The organism is Synechococcus sp. 1G10 (assembly GCF_002252625.1).
GTDB lineage: Bacteria > Cyanobacteriota > Cyanobacteriia > PCC-6307 > Cyanobiaceae > Regnicoccus_A.
Genome location: NZ_NQKW01000006.1, coordinates 151,309 through 166,793 on the forward strand (window position 1 = coordinate 151,309; position 15,485 = coordinate 166,793).

Sequence of the window (15,485 nt, forward strand, 5' to 3'; positions counted from 1 at the left end):
AGATGTGTGCCTCAGCAAACATCCACAGAGGAAACAGTTAAGGCGCTAAATTGCATTAACTCCACTGTAAAATTAATGCCATCCATCTTCAATAGAGCCGGCACAGCCTTAATCGGAGCAGCCACGTTAATACTTTGTGGCGGAAGTGCTGAGGCCATTCAGTACACCTTCGAGAACGTAACTGGCAGTTACACCGCTGGCGCAACCGGCAACCGGGGACCACGGAACTTCACCGTCAGCTTCACGGGATCCTTCGACTACACCACCAGTGGGGGTGTGAGCAACGTAGCTGCATCTGCATTCATCACAGGCGACAGCCCCAACCCAAGCTCCTTTACGTTCACGAGTGGGTCTTTTGATTCAACATTCAACGAGCTTTCCTTGTCGGGAACTGGTATAGCCAATTTCGTGCTCTCTGATGATTTGATCGAGGCCCCAAACACCTCGCTCCCCATTAATGCCATCAACCTTGCGAATGTCTGCATTTTCTACAATGGAAACAATGGTACTTGCCGAACTTTTGGGCAAGCCAATCTCTCCAATATCAATGGCAACGTTGTATCAGAGTTTCCTGCATCTCCCCCCACGGCCCTCACCCTGATGGCTCTGGTGCCGATAGCAGCCCTGCGGAAACGCTATCGACTCCCCTCCGGGTGAAGGCCCAAGCACTGCTCATCGCGCATCAGGTGCCGTTCAAGGGGCCGTCGCTTCATGCACATTCTCTGTTCTGAATGGCTTGAAGTGCATCCCTTGAATGCAGTCAGTCCAGCCACGGACCAGCTCCCGTTTGAAACGATTCCGCCGATGTGCGCTCGAGCCACACACCCCCGTCCGCCGACAATGAAGTTGGCCGGCGGTGGTGACGACGTTTTTGCCGAGAGGGAGATGAAGCCGCTGGCCCCAAGGTTGTCCTGAATCAGAAGCTTCGATCTGCTCAGGCTGACCACAACTCTGCATGTCGATGCGAAGGTGACAGACATGGTGGGGGCACACATCACGATTGACAAGGTCTGTTGGAAAACAACACTGACCCTTGCCGCCCCCGGGATGGCGTCAGTGACCTGCCGCATCACCCTCGCCTGATCGGCCTGCCATACCGTCAGTGATTCGCTTGTCTGCTTCGTCAGATTTGTCTGGAGGCCAGGGTCCAGCCGAATGGAGCCGACCATGGGCTCAAGCCGTTACCGCCGTTCCGCCTTTCCCTGACCGATTCAATTTTTCCGCGCAGGGTCTCGAAGCGTTGGGATGCGGCCACGGACGACTGGTTGGCCGTGCCGAACGCTGTGCTCCAGTCGCGCCATGCAGTGCCGCAAGGCCGCGTGATCACGAGCCCACAGCCAATGGCTGCAAACAGGGCCAGCCGACTGGCGAGGAGGCTGCGTCTCTTCTCTCCTGGATGGGATCATTGGGGACATTCACCAAGCCCAGCAGAAAGGCCAGCAGCACTGCCAGGGCACCAGCGCAGTGGACCGTGCGTCATGTCAGTGGCCGCGTGAAGGATCAACATGGAGATCCGATCAGTCCCAGGCCTGCATCCTGATCCGCTGCGACGATCTTCAGCAGACAAGAGTGCCGCGATGAAACGCAACCTTGCCGTTATCTCCGCCCTGTTCCTGCTCGGCAGCCTGGCCTGTGTGGTGAGCTACCAGCGGATCGGCTCCCATGTCGACCCAGATGGCACCCTGCGGGAACCCTTCTCACTGATCCCGATCGGCTGGGCCACTGGACTCGCCGGCATCGGCACCGGCCTGGTGGCTCTGGCGCTGCCTGGCCGGCGGCGCTCCTGAGCTGGCCGGCGTGCCCCCCAGCTCCCGATCGGTGTCGAATCCCCGGAAGATTCCGTCCGGCCCAGCAGCGGCCTGGAACTCGGCAAACTCCATGGTTGCCCAGCGTCAGATTGTTCTCAACGCTCCAGAGCGCCGCTGGCACCACCCGCAGGCTGCTGCCCGGCTGATCGATCAGGTCGACCACCAGTAGGGGATGTTCAGGATGCTGGAAGGTGAGGGCATCCACGAGAAACACCATCGGCTGGCCAGAAGCGGTGACGCCGGCAGCCAACAGATCGTCGCTGCTGACCCCGGTGTCTTCTACGCGGCTAAGAAACGCCACCTGAGCCTGAAAGCCGTCCACCGGTCTGCTGATGGCCACCTGCAGCGTCTGCCAGGCCGTCTCGTCGCCGAACGCGGTACGCAGTACCATGGTCTTGTCGCTGCTGGGCAAGGGATTCATCAGGGCTGGCTCGCGGGGATCGGCGTCCCCCTGCCCAGGCCGTTGCAGATCCCGCTCCGCCGCAGCTCCAGCAGCAGGCCCGGATCACCATCCCCCTCGAACAGGATCCGCCCGGCCTGGATGGTCACCCAGAGCCCATCATCGGTTCAGGCCTGGGTCATCAGGTACTGGCCATTGCCATTGAATTCACCATCGCAGGTGGCAAAAATCGTGCCAAGCAACAACAGATAAAATCGCCAGAGGCGCCGGAACTTTGCATATTCCATGCCGTAGTCCAGGCTACTGCAAATGTCCTGCGAAGCATCGAAGCGTTTCAGCCAGGCGGTAAGGGTCTGGTGGTAGTTGGTGCCATTCATATACCAGCGCTGAACGGTTTTGAGATCGCTGCTATGACTGGGAACGGCGTCATGGTTCCAATACCGTCCATGGGGGAAGATGTACTTGTGGGTAAAGCCCGACGACATATTGCTTGGGATCCGGACGGTAATGATATGAATCAGAACCTTCCCCTCAGGCTCCAGCAGGGAAGCCAGCCTGGCGAAGGCCTTGGTGAGATTGCCCACGTGGCAGAACACGCCAACCGAGATGATCTTGTTGAATTTCTCCGGGAACACCACCTCGTTGATGTCACCCTCCACGAGGGTGAATCTTCCAGAGCTCAGTTGGCTGCGTGGATCGTTCATCTTGCCTCGCATATAGGCACATTGACCGCGGCTGAGGTTGACCCCCGTGCAGCGCAGATTGGGAAATTTTGAAAGAATGTAATTGGGGACAGAGCCCCAACCGCAGCCAAAGTCGAGAAGGTGATCACCATCTTCAATGCCCAACCGTTCGATCATCTGATCGATCATATGCTTCTGGGATGTTTCCAGATCCTGGGCACCATTTTCCCAGTAGCCGGTGCTGTACTTGGGATAGATGGGTTCCCAGTCACCCAGCATCCGGTTCAGCATCTCCTGGGGTCGGTCGTACTGAACCGCCATCAGTTCCTTGGATGATTCGGCGATGCGATCGGACTCATTCAGCACCCACTCGTAAGGCGCCAGAAGGGAAGGAAAGTGGCGGAACAGGATCGGCATCGAGGCGTGGAGCATGCCACGGAAGAGAGCGTCTGGGATTTCAAGGCCGTTGATGTAGGCCTCCGCCATCGCCATCTGAGTGCTGTTCAAGCCCGTGGCCAAGAGGCGGCTCCAGCGATAGCCCATGGAGTTGGGCGAATACAGACGCAACGCGTTGGGATCGAAGGCAGGAAGATCGGACGCCTGATCGAAGATGGTGGTTGTCATACAAGCGGAGAGCGGAGGGATCGTTCCATCCAGCCGAACCGATTAGCCGGATGACAAGGCTGGGCAGTCCATCGCATCACGCTGGCTCCACAGACTCATCTCGACCCTAGCGAGGGTGATCGGCTCTGGCCCAAATGCTGTGCAGACCCTTGGAGCCGCTTTCGATTGCCTGTGGATGGCTGAGCGAGTGCTCCGCACTCTGAGCGGACAACAACGCTGTTACTCAACGCGGTTCACAGCCACCTCAAGAGCAGCTTCAGCAGCACCGGCCTCGCCCTACGCTTCAATCTGGATGTGGATCGCTACCTGAGCACCTTGATTGACCGCTTCAACCTGGCGGCAAAGGCTGAGTGGGTGTTGCAGGTGATTTGCACCGCGCCGATCGTCCGGAGCGACTCCAGAGCAGCGCGAAGTTTGCGACCTGATCAAGACACGACATGAACACTGGAACTGTTGGCACAGAGGCGGAGGGCACTGCGCCAGCCGGACTCGACCACTGCAGCTGGCTGCTGCTCTGCCGCAGAGTGCGCTTCGGTGACACCGATGCGGCCGGGGTGATGCATTTCCACCAGCTGCTGCGCTGGTGCCATGAGGCCTATGAGGAGAGCCTCGAAACGTTTGGCCTTCCATCCCCGGCCATCTTTCCCAGCCCCAGCTGGGACGCCCCCTGCGCCGGCGGGGCCGGTTCCAGCTCAGCGCAAACGGCCTTGCCGATCGTGCACTGCAGCGCCGACTACCTGGCCCCCCTGGTGTGCGGCGACCGGCTGACGGTCAGCCTCAGCCCTCAACGGCTCGATGCCGGATCGTATGAGGTGAGCTACATCTTCACCAAGCTGGAGGCGGCCGGCCGTCCTGCAGCCCGGGGGGTCACCCGCCATGTGGCCATCGACCCCATCAGTCGACGCCGCTGCGATCTGCCCGGCCCGATCGAGCGCTGGCTGGAGGCCTCGGCCAGCGGGATTTCAGCGTCCTGATCACAGGATCAACGCCGGAGCCGAGGCTTGACGATCCAGTCAGAGCATCGGTGGCCTGCGGGAGAGCGCCCAGAGCAAGGCCGCCAGCTGCAACGGGAGCAGGCTGGCCACCAGGGTGAGCGGATGGAAGCCATCCTCCACGGCCACTCCCGCGAGGGAGAAACTCACCGAGGCCGCCGCAGCGATGAGCAGGATCAGGCCAAGGCGGCCGGAGAGCCCGGGTGCACGCAGATTGAGGGTCCCAGCCTTCGCTGGGATGGGGCCGCGGCCTGGCATCAGAACCACTCCTTCTTGGCGTCGATATAGGTGGCCTTGAACTCTTCTGGGGTTTTGGTGAGGTAGATGATCCCCTCCACCAAGCCGATCACCCCCATCACGAAACTGGCGATGCCACAGGTGACCACACCACCGGCAACAGACACCACCAGCATGATCACGCCCGATGTGGTGTAGCCGAGCACGAACTTGTGGATCCCGAAGGCACCCAGAAAGATTCCAAGCAACCCCGCGGCAAGCTTTTTGTTGGAGAGTTCCGGATCAGCGGACGAGGTCATTCAGAGGGCGCAACTGCCCAGCTTTAGCGGACTTCAGCGCCAGCGTCATCCGCGCTGGCTCCTCCGTCACAGGACTGGAGCAACCAGCGGCTCCAGCGGCCCCGCTCCCACTTTCCCAGGACGTTGGGTGCCAGATCAGGGCAGGCCAGCCAATGTTTAGGGCGCTGGGCCGGGGGAAGCTGTTGGGCCAGCCGCTGGCAATGGGCGATGAGGGCCGCCGTGGTGGCGGTGGACGCATCAGGTCCTGGCGAGCCTGAGGCCCCGCCATGACGGACCAGGGCCACCAAGCGCTCGCCCCAGATGGGATCACGGCAGGGCAGCAGCAGCAACTGGTCCAGGGGCAGCTGCTCCGCCCGGGCCCAGCCCAGCAGCCGAGCCTCCACCTGCTCAGGGAAGACGGTTTCGCCGCCGCTGCTGATCGCCCCATCCAACCGCCCCAGAATCTCCAGGCCAGCGGGGCCGAAGCAGGCGCCATCGCCACTGCACCACCAACCCTCCTGCCGCTCCAGGGGCTGCAGCTGCCCGGCCTCCAGGCAGCCCGGGCTGAGACGTTTCGTGCGCACCAGCAGGGCACCACCGGGGTCAAGCCGCAACTCCACATCGGCCAGCGCCCGGCCGCACCCCCCCTCCCCCTGCAGGAAACGCTCCGGAGGCAGGGCCGCCACCATCGCGGCGGTTTCGCTGGCGCCATAACAAGGCGAGAGCGGGATCTCAGCTGCCCGGGCCCGGGCGGCCAACTCGCTGGAGAGCGCCGCGCCTCCCACCCAGACCACGGAGCAGCCCCGCAGCCAGGCGCAGCCCTCCGCTGCGGCCAGCAGCCGCTCCAGCTGGATGGGCACCAGGGAGAGCAGCGCCGGACGGTCGGCTGGAAGGGGAAACGCCGCCGCCAGATCCTGGGGCCGGCGCATCAGCTCAGGCGGCAGCCTGCGCCAGGACGTCCCCCAGACCCGGCTCCGCACCAGGGGCAGCAGACCGCTGACGTGATGGAGCGGCAGGGGATTGAGCTGCAGCGTCGCGGAGGGATCCAGCCGGATCGATTGCAACCACAGACCAGTGGCGCCAGCTGATGCCTCCAGGTGGGCCAGGGGCTGCAGGCACCAACGGCGGCCGCCGGCACTGCCGCCACTGCCCACCACCACAGCGGCCCCGCACAGAACTGATCCGGCCAAAGCAGCGGCCAGCAGGTCCTGCTCCTGCTCGGCGCAGAGGCCCACCAGCCGCTGCTCACGCCAGGCCTGCTCAAGCCGTGCCACCAGCCCCTCGGCCCGCTCGGCGCTGGTGAGTAGCAGAGGAGAACCCATCGGCGACGATCCCGCGCTTACTCCTGCCGTGCCCGGCGGGCGGCGATCCCCGCCTCCACAGCGGTGACACCGGCAAGCAGCAGCAGGCCAAGCAGACCGACCAGCTGTTGGCGCGGATCAGGCTGGGAGCCCAGCTCCACTCCGTCCCGCTGGCCCAATACCAGCCCGAGCACAAACCAACCGGTGCTCAAGGCCGAGGTGATCCAGTAGGCCCGCCAGCGTCGTTGATAGATGTAGCCGGTGCCCAGGCCCGGCACCAGGTTGAGGACCACGGCCACCCAGGGGGCCGAGGCCGCCAGGGTGTCCTGCTTGCTGAGGCTCATCGCGGTGGCGGTGTCATTCATGCCAACTCTGGCGGCTCCAGCCAACTCCCGGCGGCCGCGGCCCAGACCCGCTCGGGATCGGAACTGGCCAGATCACCGCTGGCGCCCCAGCCCGGGGCCAGACCCGGCGCCGCGGGGGTGGGTCCCTCTGCCTGGAGAGCGGCCAGCTGGTGCAGCCAGCGGCGGCCGATGCCGGTCTCGAAGCCCGTGCTGAGCATCAGCCTGGGCACCCCTGCCCGCAACTGCGCCAGCAGGGGCCTGGGGTCCCCCTCCTGGGAGGGCCGGCGCACCTGCCAACCGCCCCAGCTGCGGCGCAGAGCCGGATCCTGCGCCAGCGACTCATCCAGGGCCAGCGGCAGGGCCGGAGGGCCAGCCGCCAGGGCGAGCAGTCCGGCGTGATCGGCGGGAGCCAGCGGTTGCTCCAGCCACTCCAGGCGAGTTTCAGCGGCGAGCCGCGCCCCCCAGGCCGCAGCTGTGGGGCGCGGCCAGCCCCCATTGGCATCCAGGCGGAGTCTGGCCCCGCTCGGCAAGCGCTCCAGCAGCAGCTCCAGCAACTGACGCTCCTGGAGGTCATCCGTGGCCGCCACTTTCCACTTCAACGTGAGGGGGAGAGCGCCGGGCTGAGCAGGCTGGCTGCTGTGCTGGTGGCTGTCCAGGACCCGCTCCAGCGCCGATAGCAGCGGCGGCCCTGCCGGCAGCAGCCATGCAGAGGCTGGCGGCGGCAGCCACCCCCCGGCAGCGGCCCCCACCAGCCCCTGGATCTCGCCCAGGGCGGCTCCGAGGGCGAAAGCCAGGGTCGCCGGCAGGGCCGGCAGGCGCGCCTCCAACTCCTGGCGCTCGATCGTGGGACCCAGGGCTTCGATGGCCCTGGCGATGCTGACCAGCTCCGGGCCCTCACCTCCCTGATCGGCGCCCGACGGCAGCGGAGCCGCCTCCCCCCAGCCCTGATCGAGCAGCGGCGCAGACCCCCTATCTCCCCCAGCCAGCACCTTGAGCCGCAGCAGCCAACCGCGCTTGCTCCTCAGGCTGCCCCGGCCGGTGACAAGAGGCGAGGGCAGAACCAGTTCAAAGGGCCGCCAGTGCAGGCCCAGGGTCATCACAGCGGCAGCCAGGGGCCGATCGCCAGGCCAAGCGCCAGGCCCAGACCATTGAATGCCTGGAAGCGCAGGGCCAGGAACTTGCTGCCAGCGATCCGCTCAGGTGTGTCGTGGTGCTCGCGCAGCAGCTGAATCAGGCCCCTGGCTGAAGGCAGGCCCACGATCCCCAGCAGGGCCGTCAGGGGCCAGCGCCCCAGAAGCACAGGTGCCCACTGCAGGGCCAGGGTCAGGGCGATGAACCAGGGCACCAGGGCCGCGGCGCTGGCTGTGCCCAGCTGCACCACGGGGGAGCGCTTGCCGTGGCTGGCGTCCTGTTCCACCTGGTGGAAATGGGAGCAAAACAGCACAAGAGTGGTCGCCAGGGCGGGTCCGCTGCCGAGCAGCAGGGCCGCTTTCCATGGGATGCCGGCGAAAGGAAGCAGGTCAGCGAGCCCGGCGCCGGCGGAGGGCGCCAGCGCCATTAGGGCGGCGGCGGTGGCCAGCGGGCCGAAGGCAAGCCAGCAGAGGGGTTCACCCAGGCCGCGGTAGCCCAGCCTCAGGGGTGGTCCCTGGTAGATGTAACCGAGCGCGCAGCAGCCCAGCACCAGCACCAGCACCAGTGGGGTGCTGCGGACCGCCACCAGAGCGAACAGCGCCAATCCGAGCGCCAGGCAACCATTGGCGAGCTGGGCCACCCGGTCGCGGCGGCCGGTGAGATTCACCAGGGAATGGGGCTTGCCAAGCCGGTCAACACCGGTATCGGCATCGAAGACATCGTTGGCCAGGTTCTCCCAGCCCAGCAGCAGCACCGCCGCCAGCAGGAAGGCCAGCAGTTGATCGAGGCGCGGGGCCTGGCCCTGGCCGGTCCACCAGCCCGCAGCCAGCAGCACCGGCATCACCGCCACCGAATACATCGGCCATTTGATCGCCGCTTTCCAGAGGCGGCGGCGGGACGGATCGGGGGAGCGCTCCCCCGGCGACAGGTCGCCGGCAGAGTCCCCATCGGCGTAACGGCTTGCGACGACCTGGGGGTCGGACATGGGCAGCGGGGACGGTGGAGCGGGAGGCACCCATACATTTGAGCAGCTTTCCTGGCCAACGCCGCCATCGTCCTGGTGCAGGTCGTTCCCTCCTTCACCGAACTGCTCGCCGCCGCCGCCCAGGGGGCACGGCAGCTGGAGGACGAGGGCGTGCTCAGCCTGGCGCTGCCCATGCCCTGCCGGGATCCCCTGGCGCTGCTCCCCCATCTCGATGACGGGGGACGCTTCCGCTTTCTCTGGGACGGCGCACCCGGGCTCTGTCTGGCGGCCAGCGGCTGCACCCACCGTCTGGAGCTGAGCGGACCGAGGCGTTTCGAGCTGGCCCAGCGCTTCAGCGCCATGAGCCTCAGCCGCCTGGGGCAACAGCCCCAGAACGTTCCGCCCCTGGCCAGGCCGAGGGTGCTGCTGGCCTTCTCCTTTTTCGACAGTCCCCTGCAGGAGGGCAGCGGCGCCGTTGCCGGCGTTCAGGCCGTGCTGCCCCGCTGGCAGCTGAGCCGTCAGGGACGCCATTGCTGGCTGCGGCTGCAGCGCTGCCTCGGCGGAGAGGTCACCCCCCGGGGCGTGGCCGAGGAGCTCTGGGAGCGGGCCCAGCTGCTGAGCCGGCTGCCGGCGGAAGGGGAGGGCAGACTGCCGAGCACCAGCGGTGTGGGCATCACCAGCCGCTCCTGTTGGGAGAGCGACTACCGCGAGGCGGTGCGTCAGGCCCTGGGCCTGGTGGAAAGCGGCGCCCTGCGCAAGCTGGTTGTCGCGGTGCGCCAGCAGGTTGGGCTGGATCAGCCGCTCGAGCCCCTGGAGTTGCTGGCCTGCCTGCGCCGCCACCAACCCGGCAGCTGCCGCTTCCTCTGGCAGCAGCGACCCGGCGATGCCCTGATCGGAGCGTCGCCCGAGCGGTTGCTGGCGGTGCGCCAGGGGCAGCTGCGCTGCGATGCCCTGGCAGGCACTGCCCCCCTTGGGCCACCGGCAGAGCAGCTCACCCATTCGGCCAAGGACCGCCACGAGCATGAACTGGTGGTGGAGGCGATCACCCGGGTACTTTCAGAGGCTGGACTGTCTCCCCGGCGGCCCCGCCACCCCAGGCTGGCCAGGCACGGCAAGCTCGTTCATCTGCACACCCCCATCACTGCCGCCCTGATGGAGCACCAGCCCCTGGCCCTGGCCGAGGCCCTGCATCCCACCCCGGCGGTGGCCGGGCTGCCGCGGCGGGAGGCGATGGCCTGGTTGCGCAGCCTCGAACCGTTCGAGAGGGGCCACTACGCCGCACCGATCGGCTGGATCGACAGTGCCGGTGATGCCGAGCTGAGGGTGGCGATTCGCAGCGGTCGCCTGCGGGGCCACCAGCTGGAACTCACCGCCGGTGCCGGTCTGGTGCGCGGTTCCGAGCCGGAGCAGGAACTCCAGGAAGTGGCCCTGAAGCTGGGGGTGTTGCAGCAGCAGCTGAACCTCAGCGCCCCCTGGCCGTCGAGCAAAGGCCCAGCAACAGCCCCGGGGGCCTTCAAACCGAAGCTGGGCTGAGCGTCAATGACGCCAGCGACGCCAGCCGTGTTGATGTCGCTGATCATGGCCAGCCTTTTGGGGCTGGCGCTGCTACTGGGCCGCTGGCTGGGCCGCGCGCGCCTTTATCGCATCATTTTCGAGGCAGACACCCCCGCCGGCAAGGCCTTCGATGTGGTGCTGCTGCTGGCGATCGTCGCCAGTGTTCTTTCCGTGGTGCTTGAAAGCGATCCGCGCATTAGGGGGCTCTACCTGGCCCCGTTCGAGACACTCGAGTGGTGCTTCACCCTGCTGTTCAGCCTGGAGTATGTGTTGCGGCTGCTCTGCGTGGGCAAGCCCCTTCGCTATGCCACCAGCTTCTATGGCGTGGTGGATCTGGTGGCGATCCTGCCCACGTTCGGGCCGTACCTGTACGCGCTGTGACTGCTACGGCCACGACGGCGATGCTCGCTACTGCAAACGCTGTGGGGCCGGACTCTGATCCGGCTCAACTGCGGTCGTTGGGATCACTCTCGCCAGCGGGTCTCAACTGGCCAGCAGCGCCTCGATGGTCAGATCCGCCAGGGGCACCCCGCCCAGCCGCTCGATCTCACGCACGCCCGTGGGGCTGGTCACGTTGATCTCACTGAGGCGGTCGCCGATCACATCGATGCCCACGAAGAAGAGCCCTGCCTCGCGCAGGGCCGGGGCCAGCTCGGCACAGATGCGGCGCTCGGCATCGGAGAGGGCGGTGGCCTCGGGCTCCCCACCCACAGCCAGGTTGCTGCGGAACTCTCCGGGCAAGGGGCGGCGGTTCACGGCACCGAGCGGTTCACCGTTCACCAGCAGGATGCGCTTGTCGCCGGCCACCACTTCCGGCAGGAAGGCCTGGGCCATCACCGGCAGCTGGCCCTGGTTGGTTACCAGCTCCAGCAGGGCCCGTAATCCCGGCGCCCGCGCCTCGCTGCGCACCACCCCCTGACCGGCACGTCCGCTGAGGGGCTTGAGCACCACCTCGCCGTGCTCGGCGGCAAAGGCAGAGAGCTGGTCGATGTTGCCGCTCACAAGGGTTGGCGCCATCAGGTGGCTGAAACGCAGGGAACCGAGCTTCTCGTTCCAGGCCCGGAGGGAGGCCGGCCGGTTGAGCACCCTCACCCCAGCTGGCTCGGCCAGCTCCAGAAGATGGGTGGCGTAGAGGTAGGCCTCATCAACGGGCGGATCCTTGCGCATCCACACCCAGGGGAAGGCGTCGAGCGGCATCCGCTGGGGTTCCCCCAGCTCCACCCACGGCTCGGGAATCTCCCAACCAGCCGCAGTGGGGCGAATCTGGGCGAGGCGGGCGGCCTGGGCCAGCACCGTGGGGCGGTGACCCGGCTCAGTGGCGTCGGCTCGCTGCCCTTCCACCGCCAGATCAGCCAGGCTGCAGATCCAGACCTGATGGCCGGCACGCTGGGCCGCCTGCATCAGGGCAACGCTTGAGTCTTTACCCGGGCGCAGACGCTGGACCGGATCGACGAGAAAGAGGTGGGAGCGGCTGGCGGCCTCGGCGCGACTCGGCACCCTCAGGCCCCTTGCAGCAACGGATCGAGCCGGCCAGCTCGCTCCAGGGAATGGAGTTCATCGCAGCCGCCGATGCCTCGATCGTCGATGAAGATCTGGGGGAGGCTGGAGCGGCCTTCAGCCCGCTGAGCCATGGCGGCGCGGGCAGCCTGGTCGCCATCGATGGCGTATTCCTCGTAGGCCACACCCTTGCGATCGAGCAATGCTTTGGCCCGGACGCAGAAGGGGCAGAACCGCCAGGTGTAGATCTCGACCTTCGCCGGTGTGTTCACCACAATCGACCAACAACATGGCACTGGAGGGATCCTAGAAGCCCCTCCAGTGGCCCAGTCCCGCTGATACGGTCGGGACAACCGTTGGGCGGCAGCCAGTGCTCGATCTCACCGACTTCAAGCGCGACCTCTCCGAACTCACCGACCGCCTGGGCCATGCCCAGGACTGTCTTTGACGTACCGGCCCTGAACGCACGCCAGCAGGACCTTGAGCAGCTGGCCTCCCAGCCCGACTTCTGGGACGACCAGCAGCAGGCCCAGAAGCAGATGCGCCAGCTCGATGAGGTGAAGGCACAGCTGGAGCAGCTGCAGCAGTGGCGAACCGCTGTGGAGGATGCACGCGCCACCCTGGAGCTCTACGACCTGGAGCCCGACGAAGAACTGCTGGGTGAGGCCAATGGCGGCCTGCAGAAGCTCAAGGCCGAGCTCGATCGCTGGGAGCTGGAGCGACTTCTGAGCGGCCTCTACGACAAGGAGGGCGCCGTGATCTCGATCAATGCCGGCGCCGGCGGCACCGACGCCCAGGACTGGGCCCTCATGCTGATGCGGATGTACACCCGCTGGGCCGAGGACCATGGCATGAAGGTGTCCGTGGATGAGCTCTCGGAAGGGGAGGAAGCGGGCATCAAGAGCTGCACGATCGAGATCGATGGCCGCTATGCCTACGGCTACCTGCGCAACGAGAAGGGCACCCACCGGCTGGTGCGGATCTCGCCGTTCAACGCCAACGACAAACGGCAGACCAGCTTCGCCGGGGTCGAGGTGATGCCCAAGCTCGACGAGGAAGTCAAGCTCGACATCCCCGACAAGGACCTGGAGATCACCACCTCCCGCTCAGGCGGTGCCGGCGGCCAGAACGTCAACAAGGTGGAAACGGCGGTGCGCATCCTGCATGTGCCCACCGGCCTGGCGGTGCGCTGCACCCAGGAACGCTCCCAGCTCCAGAACAAGGAGAAGGCGATGGCGCTGCTGATGGCCAAGCTGATGGTGATCGCCCAGGAGCAGCGCGCCTCCGAGATCGCCGACATACGCGGCGACATCGTGGAGGCAGCCTGGGGCAACCAGATCCGCAACTACGTGTTTCACCCGTACCAGATGGTCAAGGATCTGCGCACCGCCGTGGAAACCACCGATGTGCAGGGGGTGATGGATGGCGATCTGGATCCCTTCATTCAGGCGCTGCTGCGCCAGGGTGTGGAGATCGCCGCCGAAGTGGCCGCCTGAGCCAGCCATGCGCATGCCCCGATGACTGACAGCAGCAACCCGGACACCAGCCCAGCTGAAGCCAACCTCTCCGAATCCACTCCCACGCAGGAAGCGGTCAGCCCACCGCCCAGCTTCGTGAAGCTGGCGATGCGCAACATGGTGCGCAAGGGCCGCCAGAGCCTGCTCCACTTCGGCCTCACCGCCGTGGGATTCAGCGCCGTTCTGCTGCTGCTGGCCTGGTTCGGCCGGCCCAGCCTGCCCCAGTGACCTCGATTCGTTGTCCTGGCCTCGACCTGGCCTTCAGCTGTGACGAGCAGCTGAGCCCAGAGCTGCTGGAGGCGGCTGGTCCCCTGGCCGACCCTGCCGGGGCCGATGGGCAGTGGCTTGATCTGCTGGCGACCTGGCTCGAGCAGATGCAGCCCGAGTTGCCGGAACCTCTGCGGGCGCGGGCCTACAGCCTGGGGCTGAGCCTGGTCGGCGACGGGGAAATGGCCGAGCTCAACGAAAGCTGGCGGAGTCAGGAAGGCCCCACCGATGTGCTGGCCTTCGCCGCCCAGGACGAGGGGCTGGAGGGAGCCCCGGCGATGCCGAAGCGGCCATTGCTGGAGCCCGATCAAGAGGAGTCCCTGGAACTTGGCGACATCGTGATCTCCCTGGAGACGGCTGCCCGCCAGGCTGAAACGGCGGGCGTGAGCCTGGCCCGGGAGCTGCGCTGGCTGGCCAGCCACGGCCTGCTCCACCTGCTGGGCTGGGACCACCCCGACGATGCCCGCCTGGAGGTCATGCTGCGCCGCCAGGATCAATTGCTGGCTGGCTCCGCCTGTAGCGAAGGCAGCGAGCCCACTGGACGACAGCGGTAACGTTCAGCCCGGATGCCCGATGCGGCGGAACGCAAGGAGGAGGAAGCAGCATGGTTAACCCGGTCCCTCTTGAACCGGTGCCCCTTGCGCTGGCGGATCCCATGAACAGCGACTCACCGCGACGGGGACGTGGCCAACGAAGTGGGGCCTGGCGTGTGGCCGGCGACCTGCCGCTGAGCTTTCGCTATGCCGCCCAAGGCCTGGCCTACGGCTTCACCAGCCAGCGCAACTTCCGTATCCATGCGATCACCGGCGGCTGTGTCTTCGCCCTGGGGTTGTGGCTGCAGCTGAGCACCGAGCAGCTGGCACTGCTGGTGCTCACTGTGGCGGCAGTCCTGGTGCTGGAGCTGATCAACACGGCGATCGAGTCGGTGGTGGATCTGGCCATCGGCCGCCGCTTCCATCCTCTGGCCCGCATCGCCAAGGACTGCGCAGCCGCGGCCGTGCTGGTGGCCGCGGCTGCCTCGCTGCTGATCGCCGCCCTGCTGCTGCTGCCGCCCCTGCTCCTGCGCCTGGGCGTTTGAATGGAGGCCTGGCGGCTGGCTTGATGCTCCTGGTTCTCGACAACTACGACAGCTTCACCTTCAACCTGGTGCAGTACCTCGGTGAACTGGCGACGGAGCACCCGATCGCCGCCGATCTGCGAGTGGAGCGCAACGATGCCCTCAGCGTGGATCAGATCAGAACCCTGGAGCCAGCGGCGATCCTGATTTCACCGGGCCCTGGCGACCCCGACCAGGCCGGGGTCTGCCTGGATGTGCTGCGGGAGCTGGGACCGACCGTGCCGACACTGGGGGTCTGTCTGGGCCACCAGTGTCTGGCCCAGGTGTTCGGCGGCCGGGTGGTGCGAGCCGACGAGCTGATGCACGGCAAAACCTCCCCTGTGCTGCATGGAGGACAAGGGGTGTTCGCCGGCCTGCCCAGCCCGCTCACAGCCACCCGCTACCACAGCCTGATCGCGGAGAGGGCCAGCCTGCCCGCGGAGCTGGAGATCACCGCCTGGCTGGAAGACGGCACGATCATGGGTCTGCGCCACCGCCACTTCCCGCTCGAAGGCGTGCAGTTTCACCCGGAGAGCGTGCTCACCCAGGACGGCCACCGGCTGCTGGCCAACTTCCTGCGCCAGGCGGCCCAGCATCAGCAACCCAGCGCCAGACCCCTCACCGGAACTCCCACCTGAAAGCCTCCATGCCAACGCTGCTAGGTTCGCGCCACGATCGGCGCCTGCGGCGCGCACCAGCTGGCATGGCCTCCGCATCAGGGCAACCGCACCACGGATCCTCCAGCAACGGCAGCAGTCTTCGCCGCCGGGCAACGGCCCTGGGCGCGGCCTC

General features: G+C 66.2%; 20 protein-coding genes. 10 read left to right on the forward strand and 10 right to left on the reverse strand.

Features of this window, described 5'->3' with window-relative positions:
• Positions 1 to 75 precede the first annotated feature (75 nt).
• Both CJZ82_RS17735 and CJZ82_RS07440 read left to right on the forward strand, forming a co-directional pair.
• Positions 76 to 657, forward strand: coding sequence for a hypothetical protein (locus CJZ82_RS17735; protein WP_143593564.1), 582 nt, complete (start codon positions 76 to 78; stop codon positions 655 to 657).
• A gap of 920 nt (positions 658 to 1,577) precedes the next feature.
• Positions 1,578 to 1,787, forward strand: a complete 210-nt coding sequence (locus tag CJZ82_RS07440) for a DUF3955 domain-containing protein (protein ID WP_143593565.1) — start codon at positions 1,578 to 1,580, stop codon at positions 1,785 to 1,787.
• Between the two features lie 441 nt (positions 1,788 to 2,228).
• On the opposite strand, the gene CJZ82_RS19325 is transcribed toward CJZ82_RS07440, so the two are convergent.
• The gene (locus tag CJZ82_RS19325; RefSeq protein ID WP_255380789.1) at positions 2,229 to 2,357 is read right to left on the reverse strand and encodes a hypothetical protein; all 129 of its coding nucleotides are present in this window, start codon (positions 2,355 to 2,357) and stop codon (positions 2,229 to 2,231) included.
• Positions 2,358 to 2,375: 18 nt separating this feature from the next.
• A complete protein-coding gene (locus CJZ82_RS07445) occupies positions 2,376 to 3,515 on the reverse strand; it encodes a cyclopropane-fatty-acyl-phospholipid synthase family protein (protein ID WP_094555156.1) in 1,140 nt (379 codons plus the stop codon).
• Between the two features lie 437 nt (positions 3,516 to 3,952).
• On the opposite strand from CJZ82_RS07445, the gene CJZ82_RS07450 reads away from it, so the two are divergent.
• A complete protein-coding gene (locus CJZ82_RS07450) occupies positions 3,953 to 4,489 on the forward strand; it encodes a thioesterase family protein (protein WP_094555157.1) in 537 nt (178 codons plus the stop codon).
• Positions 4,490 to 4,528: 39 nt separating this feature from the next.
• Here the strand turns inward: CJZ82_RS07450 and CJZ82_RS07455 are convergent, their stop codons facing one another.
• The 6 genes from CJZ82_RS07455 to menA are packed head-to-tail and all read right to left on the reverse strand — an operon-like array spanning position 4,529 to position 8,783.
• Complete coding sequence (locus CJZ82_RS07455; protein WP_094555158.1) at positions 4,529 to 4,765, reverse strand: hypothetical protein; 237 nt, start codon at positions 4,763 to 4,765, stop codon at positions 4,529 to 4,531.
• Positions 4,765 to 5,043: a TM2 domain-containing protein gene (locus tag CJZ82_RS07460; protein ID WP_094555159.1), complete on the reverse strand. Its 279-nt coding sequence runs from the start codon at positions 5,041 to 5,043 to the stop codon at positions 4,765 to 4,767. Before CJZ82_RS07460 ends, CJZ82_RS07455 begins: the two co-directional genes overlap by 1 nt.
• A 23-nt stretch (positions 5,044 to 5,066) precedes the next feature.
• Complete coding sequence (locus CJZ82_RS07465) at positions 5,067 to 6,344, reverse strand: AMP-binding protein (RefSeq protein ID WP_094555160.1); 1,278 nt, start codon at positions 6,342 to 6,344, stop codon at positions 5,067 to 5,069.
• Positions 6,345 to 6,361: 17 nt separating this feature from the next.
• Positions 6,362 to 6,688, reverse strand: a complete 327-nt coding sequence (locus CJZ82_RS07470) for a hypothetical protein (protein ID WP_094555161.1) — start codon at positions 6,686 to 6,688, stop codon at positions 6,362 to 6,364.
• Positions 6,685 to 7,764: an enolase C-terminal domain-like protein gene (locus CJZ82_RS07475; protein ID WP_094555162.1), complete on the reverse strand. Its 1,080-nt coding sequence runs from the start codon at positions 7,762 to 7,764 to the stop codon at positions 6,685 to 6,687. Before CJZ82_RS07475 ends, CJZ82_RS07470 begins: the two co-directional genes overlap by 4 nt.
• Positions 7,764 to 8,783: a 2-carboxy-1,4-naphthoquinone phytyltransferase gene (gene menA / locus CJZ82_RS07480; protein WP_094555163.1), complete on the reverse strand. Its 1,020-nt coding sequence runs from the start codon at positions 8,781 to 8,783 to the stop codon at positions 7,764 to 7,766. The genes CJZ82_RS07475 and menA overlap by 1 nt, the downstream gene beginning before the upstream one ends.
• Before the next feature lie 75 nt (positions 8,784 to 8,858).
• Between menA and CJZ82_RS07485 the strand changes: the two genes are divergently transcribed.
• Positions 8,859 to 10,295, forward strand: a complete 1,437-nt coding sequence (locus CJZ82_RS07485; protein WP_094555164.1) for an isochorismate synthase MenF — start codon at positions 8,859 to 8,861, stop codon at positions 10,293 to 10,295.
• 45 nt (positions 10,296 to 10,340) lie between these two features.
• Positions 10,341 to 10,697 (forward strand): ion transporter, encoded by a 357-nt coding sequence (locus CJZ82_RS07490; protein ID WP_233130099.1) that lies wholly within the window; start codon positions 10,341 to 10,343, stop codon positions 10,695 to 10,697.
• A gap of 102 nt (positions 10,698 to 10,799) precedes the next feature.
• Here CJZ82_RS07490 and gshB read toward each other — a convergent pair whose 3' ends face one another.
• On the reverse strand, positions 10,800 to 11,813 hold the full coding sequence (gshB, locus tag CJZ82_RS07495) for a glutathione synthase (RefSeq protein WP_094555165.1): 1,014 nt from the start codon (positions 11,811 to 11,813) through the stop codon (positions 10,800 to 10,802).
• Positions 11,814 to 11,815: 2 nt separating this feature from the next.
• Positions 11,816 to 12,085 (reverse strand): glutaredoxin 3, encoded by a 270-nt coding sequence (gene grxC / locus CJZ82_RS07500; protein WP_094555199.1) that lies wholly within the window; start codon positions 12,083 to 12,085, stop codon positions 11,816 to 11,818.
• A 98-nt stretch (positions 12,086 to 12,183) separates the two neighbouring features.
• Here grxC and prfB point away from each other — a divergent pair.
• The 5 genes from prfB to CJZ82_RS07525 all read left to right on the forward strand — a co-directional run bounded on the left by prfB (position 12,184) and on the right by CJZ82_RS07525 (position 15,331).
• Positions 12,184 to 13,309 (forward strand): peptide chain release factor 2 gene (gene prfB, locus CJZ82_RS07505; protein ID WP_143593566.1). Its coding sequence is split into 2 segments (ribosomal slippage): positions 12,184 to 12,258 and positions 12,260 to 13,309, totalling 1,125 coding nucleotides; the frame shifts between segments, so codons are not numbered across the junction.
• A 21-nt stretch (positions 13,310 to 13,330) separates the two neighbouring features.
• The gene (locus CJZ82_RS07510) at positions 13,331 to 13,558 is read left to right on the forward strand and encodes a DUF3285 domain-containing protein (RefSeq protein ID WP_094555167.1); all 228 of its coding nucleotides are present in this window, start codon (positions 13,331 to 13,333) and stop codon (positions 13,556 to 13,558) included.
• Positions 13,555 to 14,151 (forward strand): rRNA maturation RNase YbeY, encoded by a 597-nt coding sequence (gene ybeY, locus CJZ82_RS07515; protein ID WP_094555168.1) that lies wholly within the window; start codon positions 13,555 to 13,557, stop codon positions 14,149 to 14,151. Before CJZ82_RS07510 ends, ybeY begins: the two co-directional genes overlap by 4 nt.
• Positions 14,152 to 14,252: 101 nt before the next feature.
• The gene (locus CJZ82_RS07520) at positions 14,253 to 14,675 is read left to right on the forward strand and encodes a diacylglycerol kinase family protein (RefSeq protein ID WP_233130104.1); all 423 of its coding nucleotides are present in this window, start codon (positions 14,253 to 14,255) and stop codon (positions 14,673 to 14,675) included.
• A 23-nt stretch (positions 14,676 to 14,698) separates the two neighbouring features.
• On the forward strand, positions 14,699 to 15,331 hold the full coding sequence (locus CJZ82_RS07525; protein ID WP_094555170.1) for an aminodeoxychorismate/anthranilate synthase component II: 633 nt from the start codon (positions 14,699 to 14,701) through the stop codon (positions 15,329 to 15,331).
• Positions 15,332 to 15,485: the final 154 nt, after the last annotated feature.

Coding starts and splice junctions, on each gene's coding strand:
- CJZ82_RS07465 (WP_094555160.1), bottom strand. CDS start 6,344: ATGGGTTCTCCTCTGCTACTCACCAGCGCCGAGCGGGCCGAGGGGCTG.
- CJZ82_RS07455 (WP_094555158.1), bottom strand. CDS start 4,765: ATGCCAGGCCGCGGCCCCATCCCAGCGAAGGCTGGGACCCTCAATCTG.
- CJZ82_RS07520 (WP_233130104.1), top strand. CDS start 14,253: ATGAACAGCGACTCACCGCGACGGGGACGTGGCCAACGAAGTGGGGCC.
- CJZ82_RS07470 (WP_094555161.1), bottom strand. CDS start 6,688: ATGAATGACACCGCCACCGCGATGAGCCTCAGCAAGCAGGACACCCTG.
- menA (WP_094555163.1), bottom strand. CDS start 8,783: ATGTCCGACCCCCAGGTCGTCGCAAGCCGTTACGCCGATGGGGACTCT.
- CJZ82_RS17735 (WP_143593564.1), top strand. CDS start 76: ATGCCATCCATCTTCAATAGAGCCGGCACAGCCTTAATCGGAGCAGCC.
- CJZ82_RS07525 (WP_094555170.1), top strand. CDS start 14,699: ATGCTCCTGGTTCTCGACAACTACGACAGCTTCACCTTCAACCTGGTG.
- CJZ82_RS07450 (WP_094555157.1), top strand. CDS start 3,953: ATGAACACTGGAACTGTTGGCACAGAGGCGGAGGGCACTGCGCCAGCC.
- CJZ82_RS07440 (WP_143593565.1), top strand. CDS start 1,578: ATGAAACGCAACCTTGCCGTTATCTCCGCCCTGTTCCTGCTCGGCAGC.
- CJZ82_RS07445 (WP_094555156.1), bottom strand. CDS start 3,515: ATGACAACCACCATCTTCGATCAGGCGTCCGATCTTCCTGCCTTCGAT.
- CJZ82_RS07490 (WP_233130099.1), top strand. CDS start 10,341: ATGGCCAGCCTTTTGGGGCTGGCGCTGCTACTGGGCCGCTGGCTGGGC.
- CJZ82_RS07475 (WP_094555162.1), bottom strand. CDS start 7,764: ATGACCCTGGGCCTGCACTGGCGGCCCTTTGAACTGGTTCTGCCCTCG.
- CJZ82_RS07510 (WP_094555167.1), top strand. CDS start 13,331: ATGACTGACAGCAGCAACCCGGACACCAGCCCAGCTGAAGCCAACCTC.
- CJZ82_RS07460 (WP_094555159.1), bottom strand. CDS start 5,043: ATGACCTCGTCCGCTGATCCGGAACTCTCCAACAAAAAGCTTGCCGCG.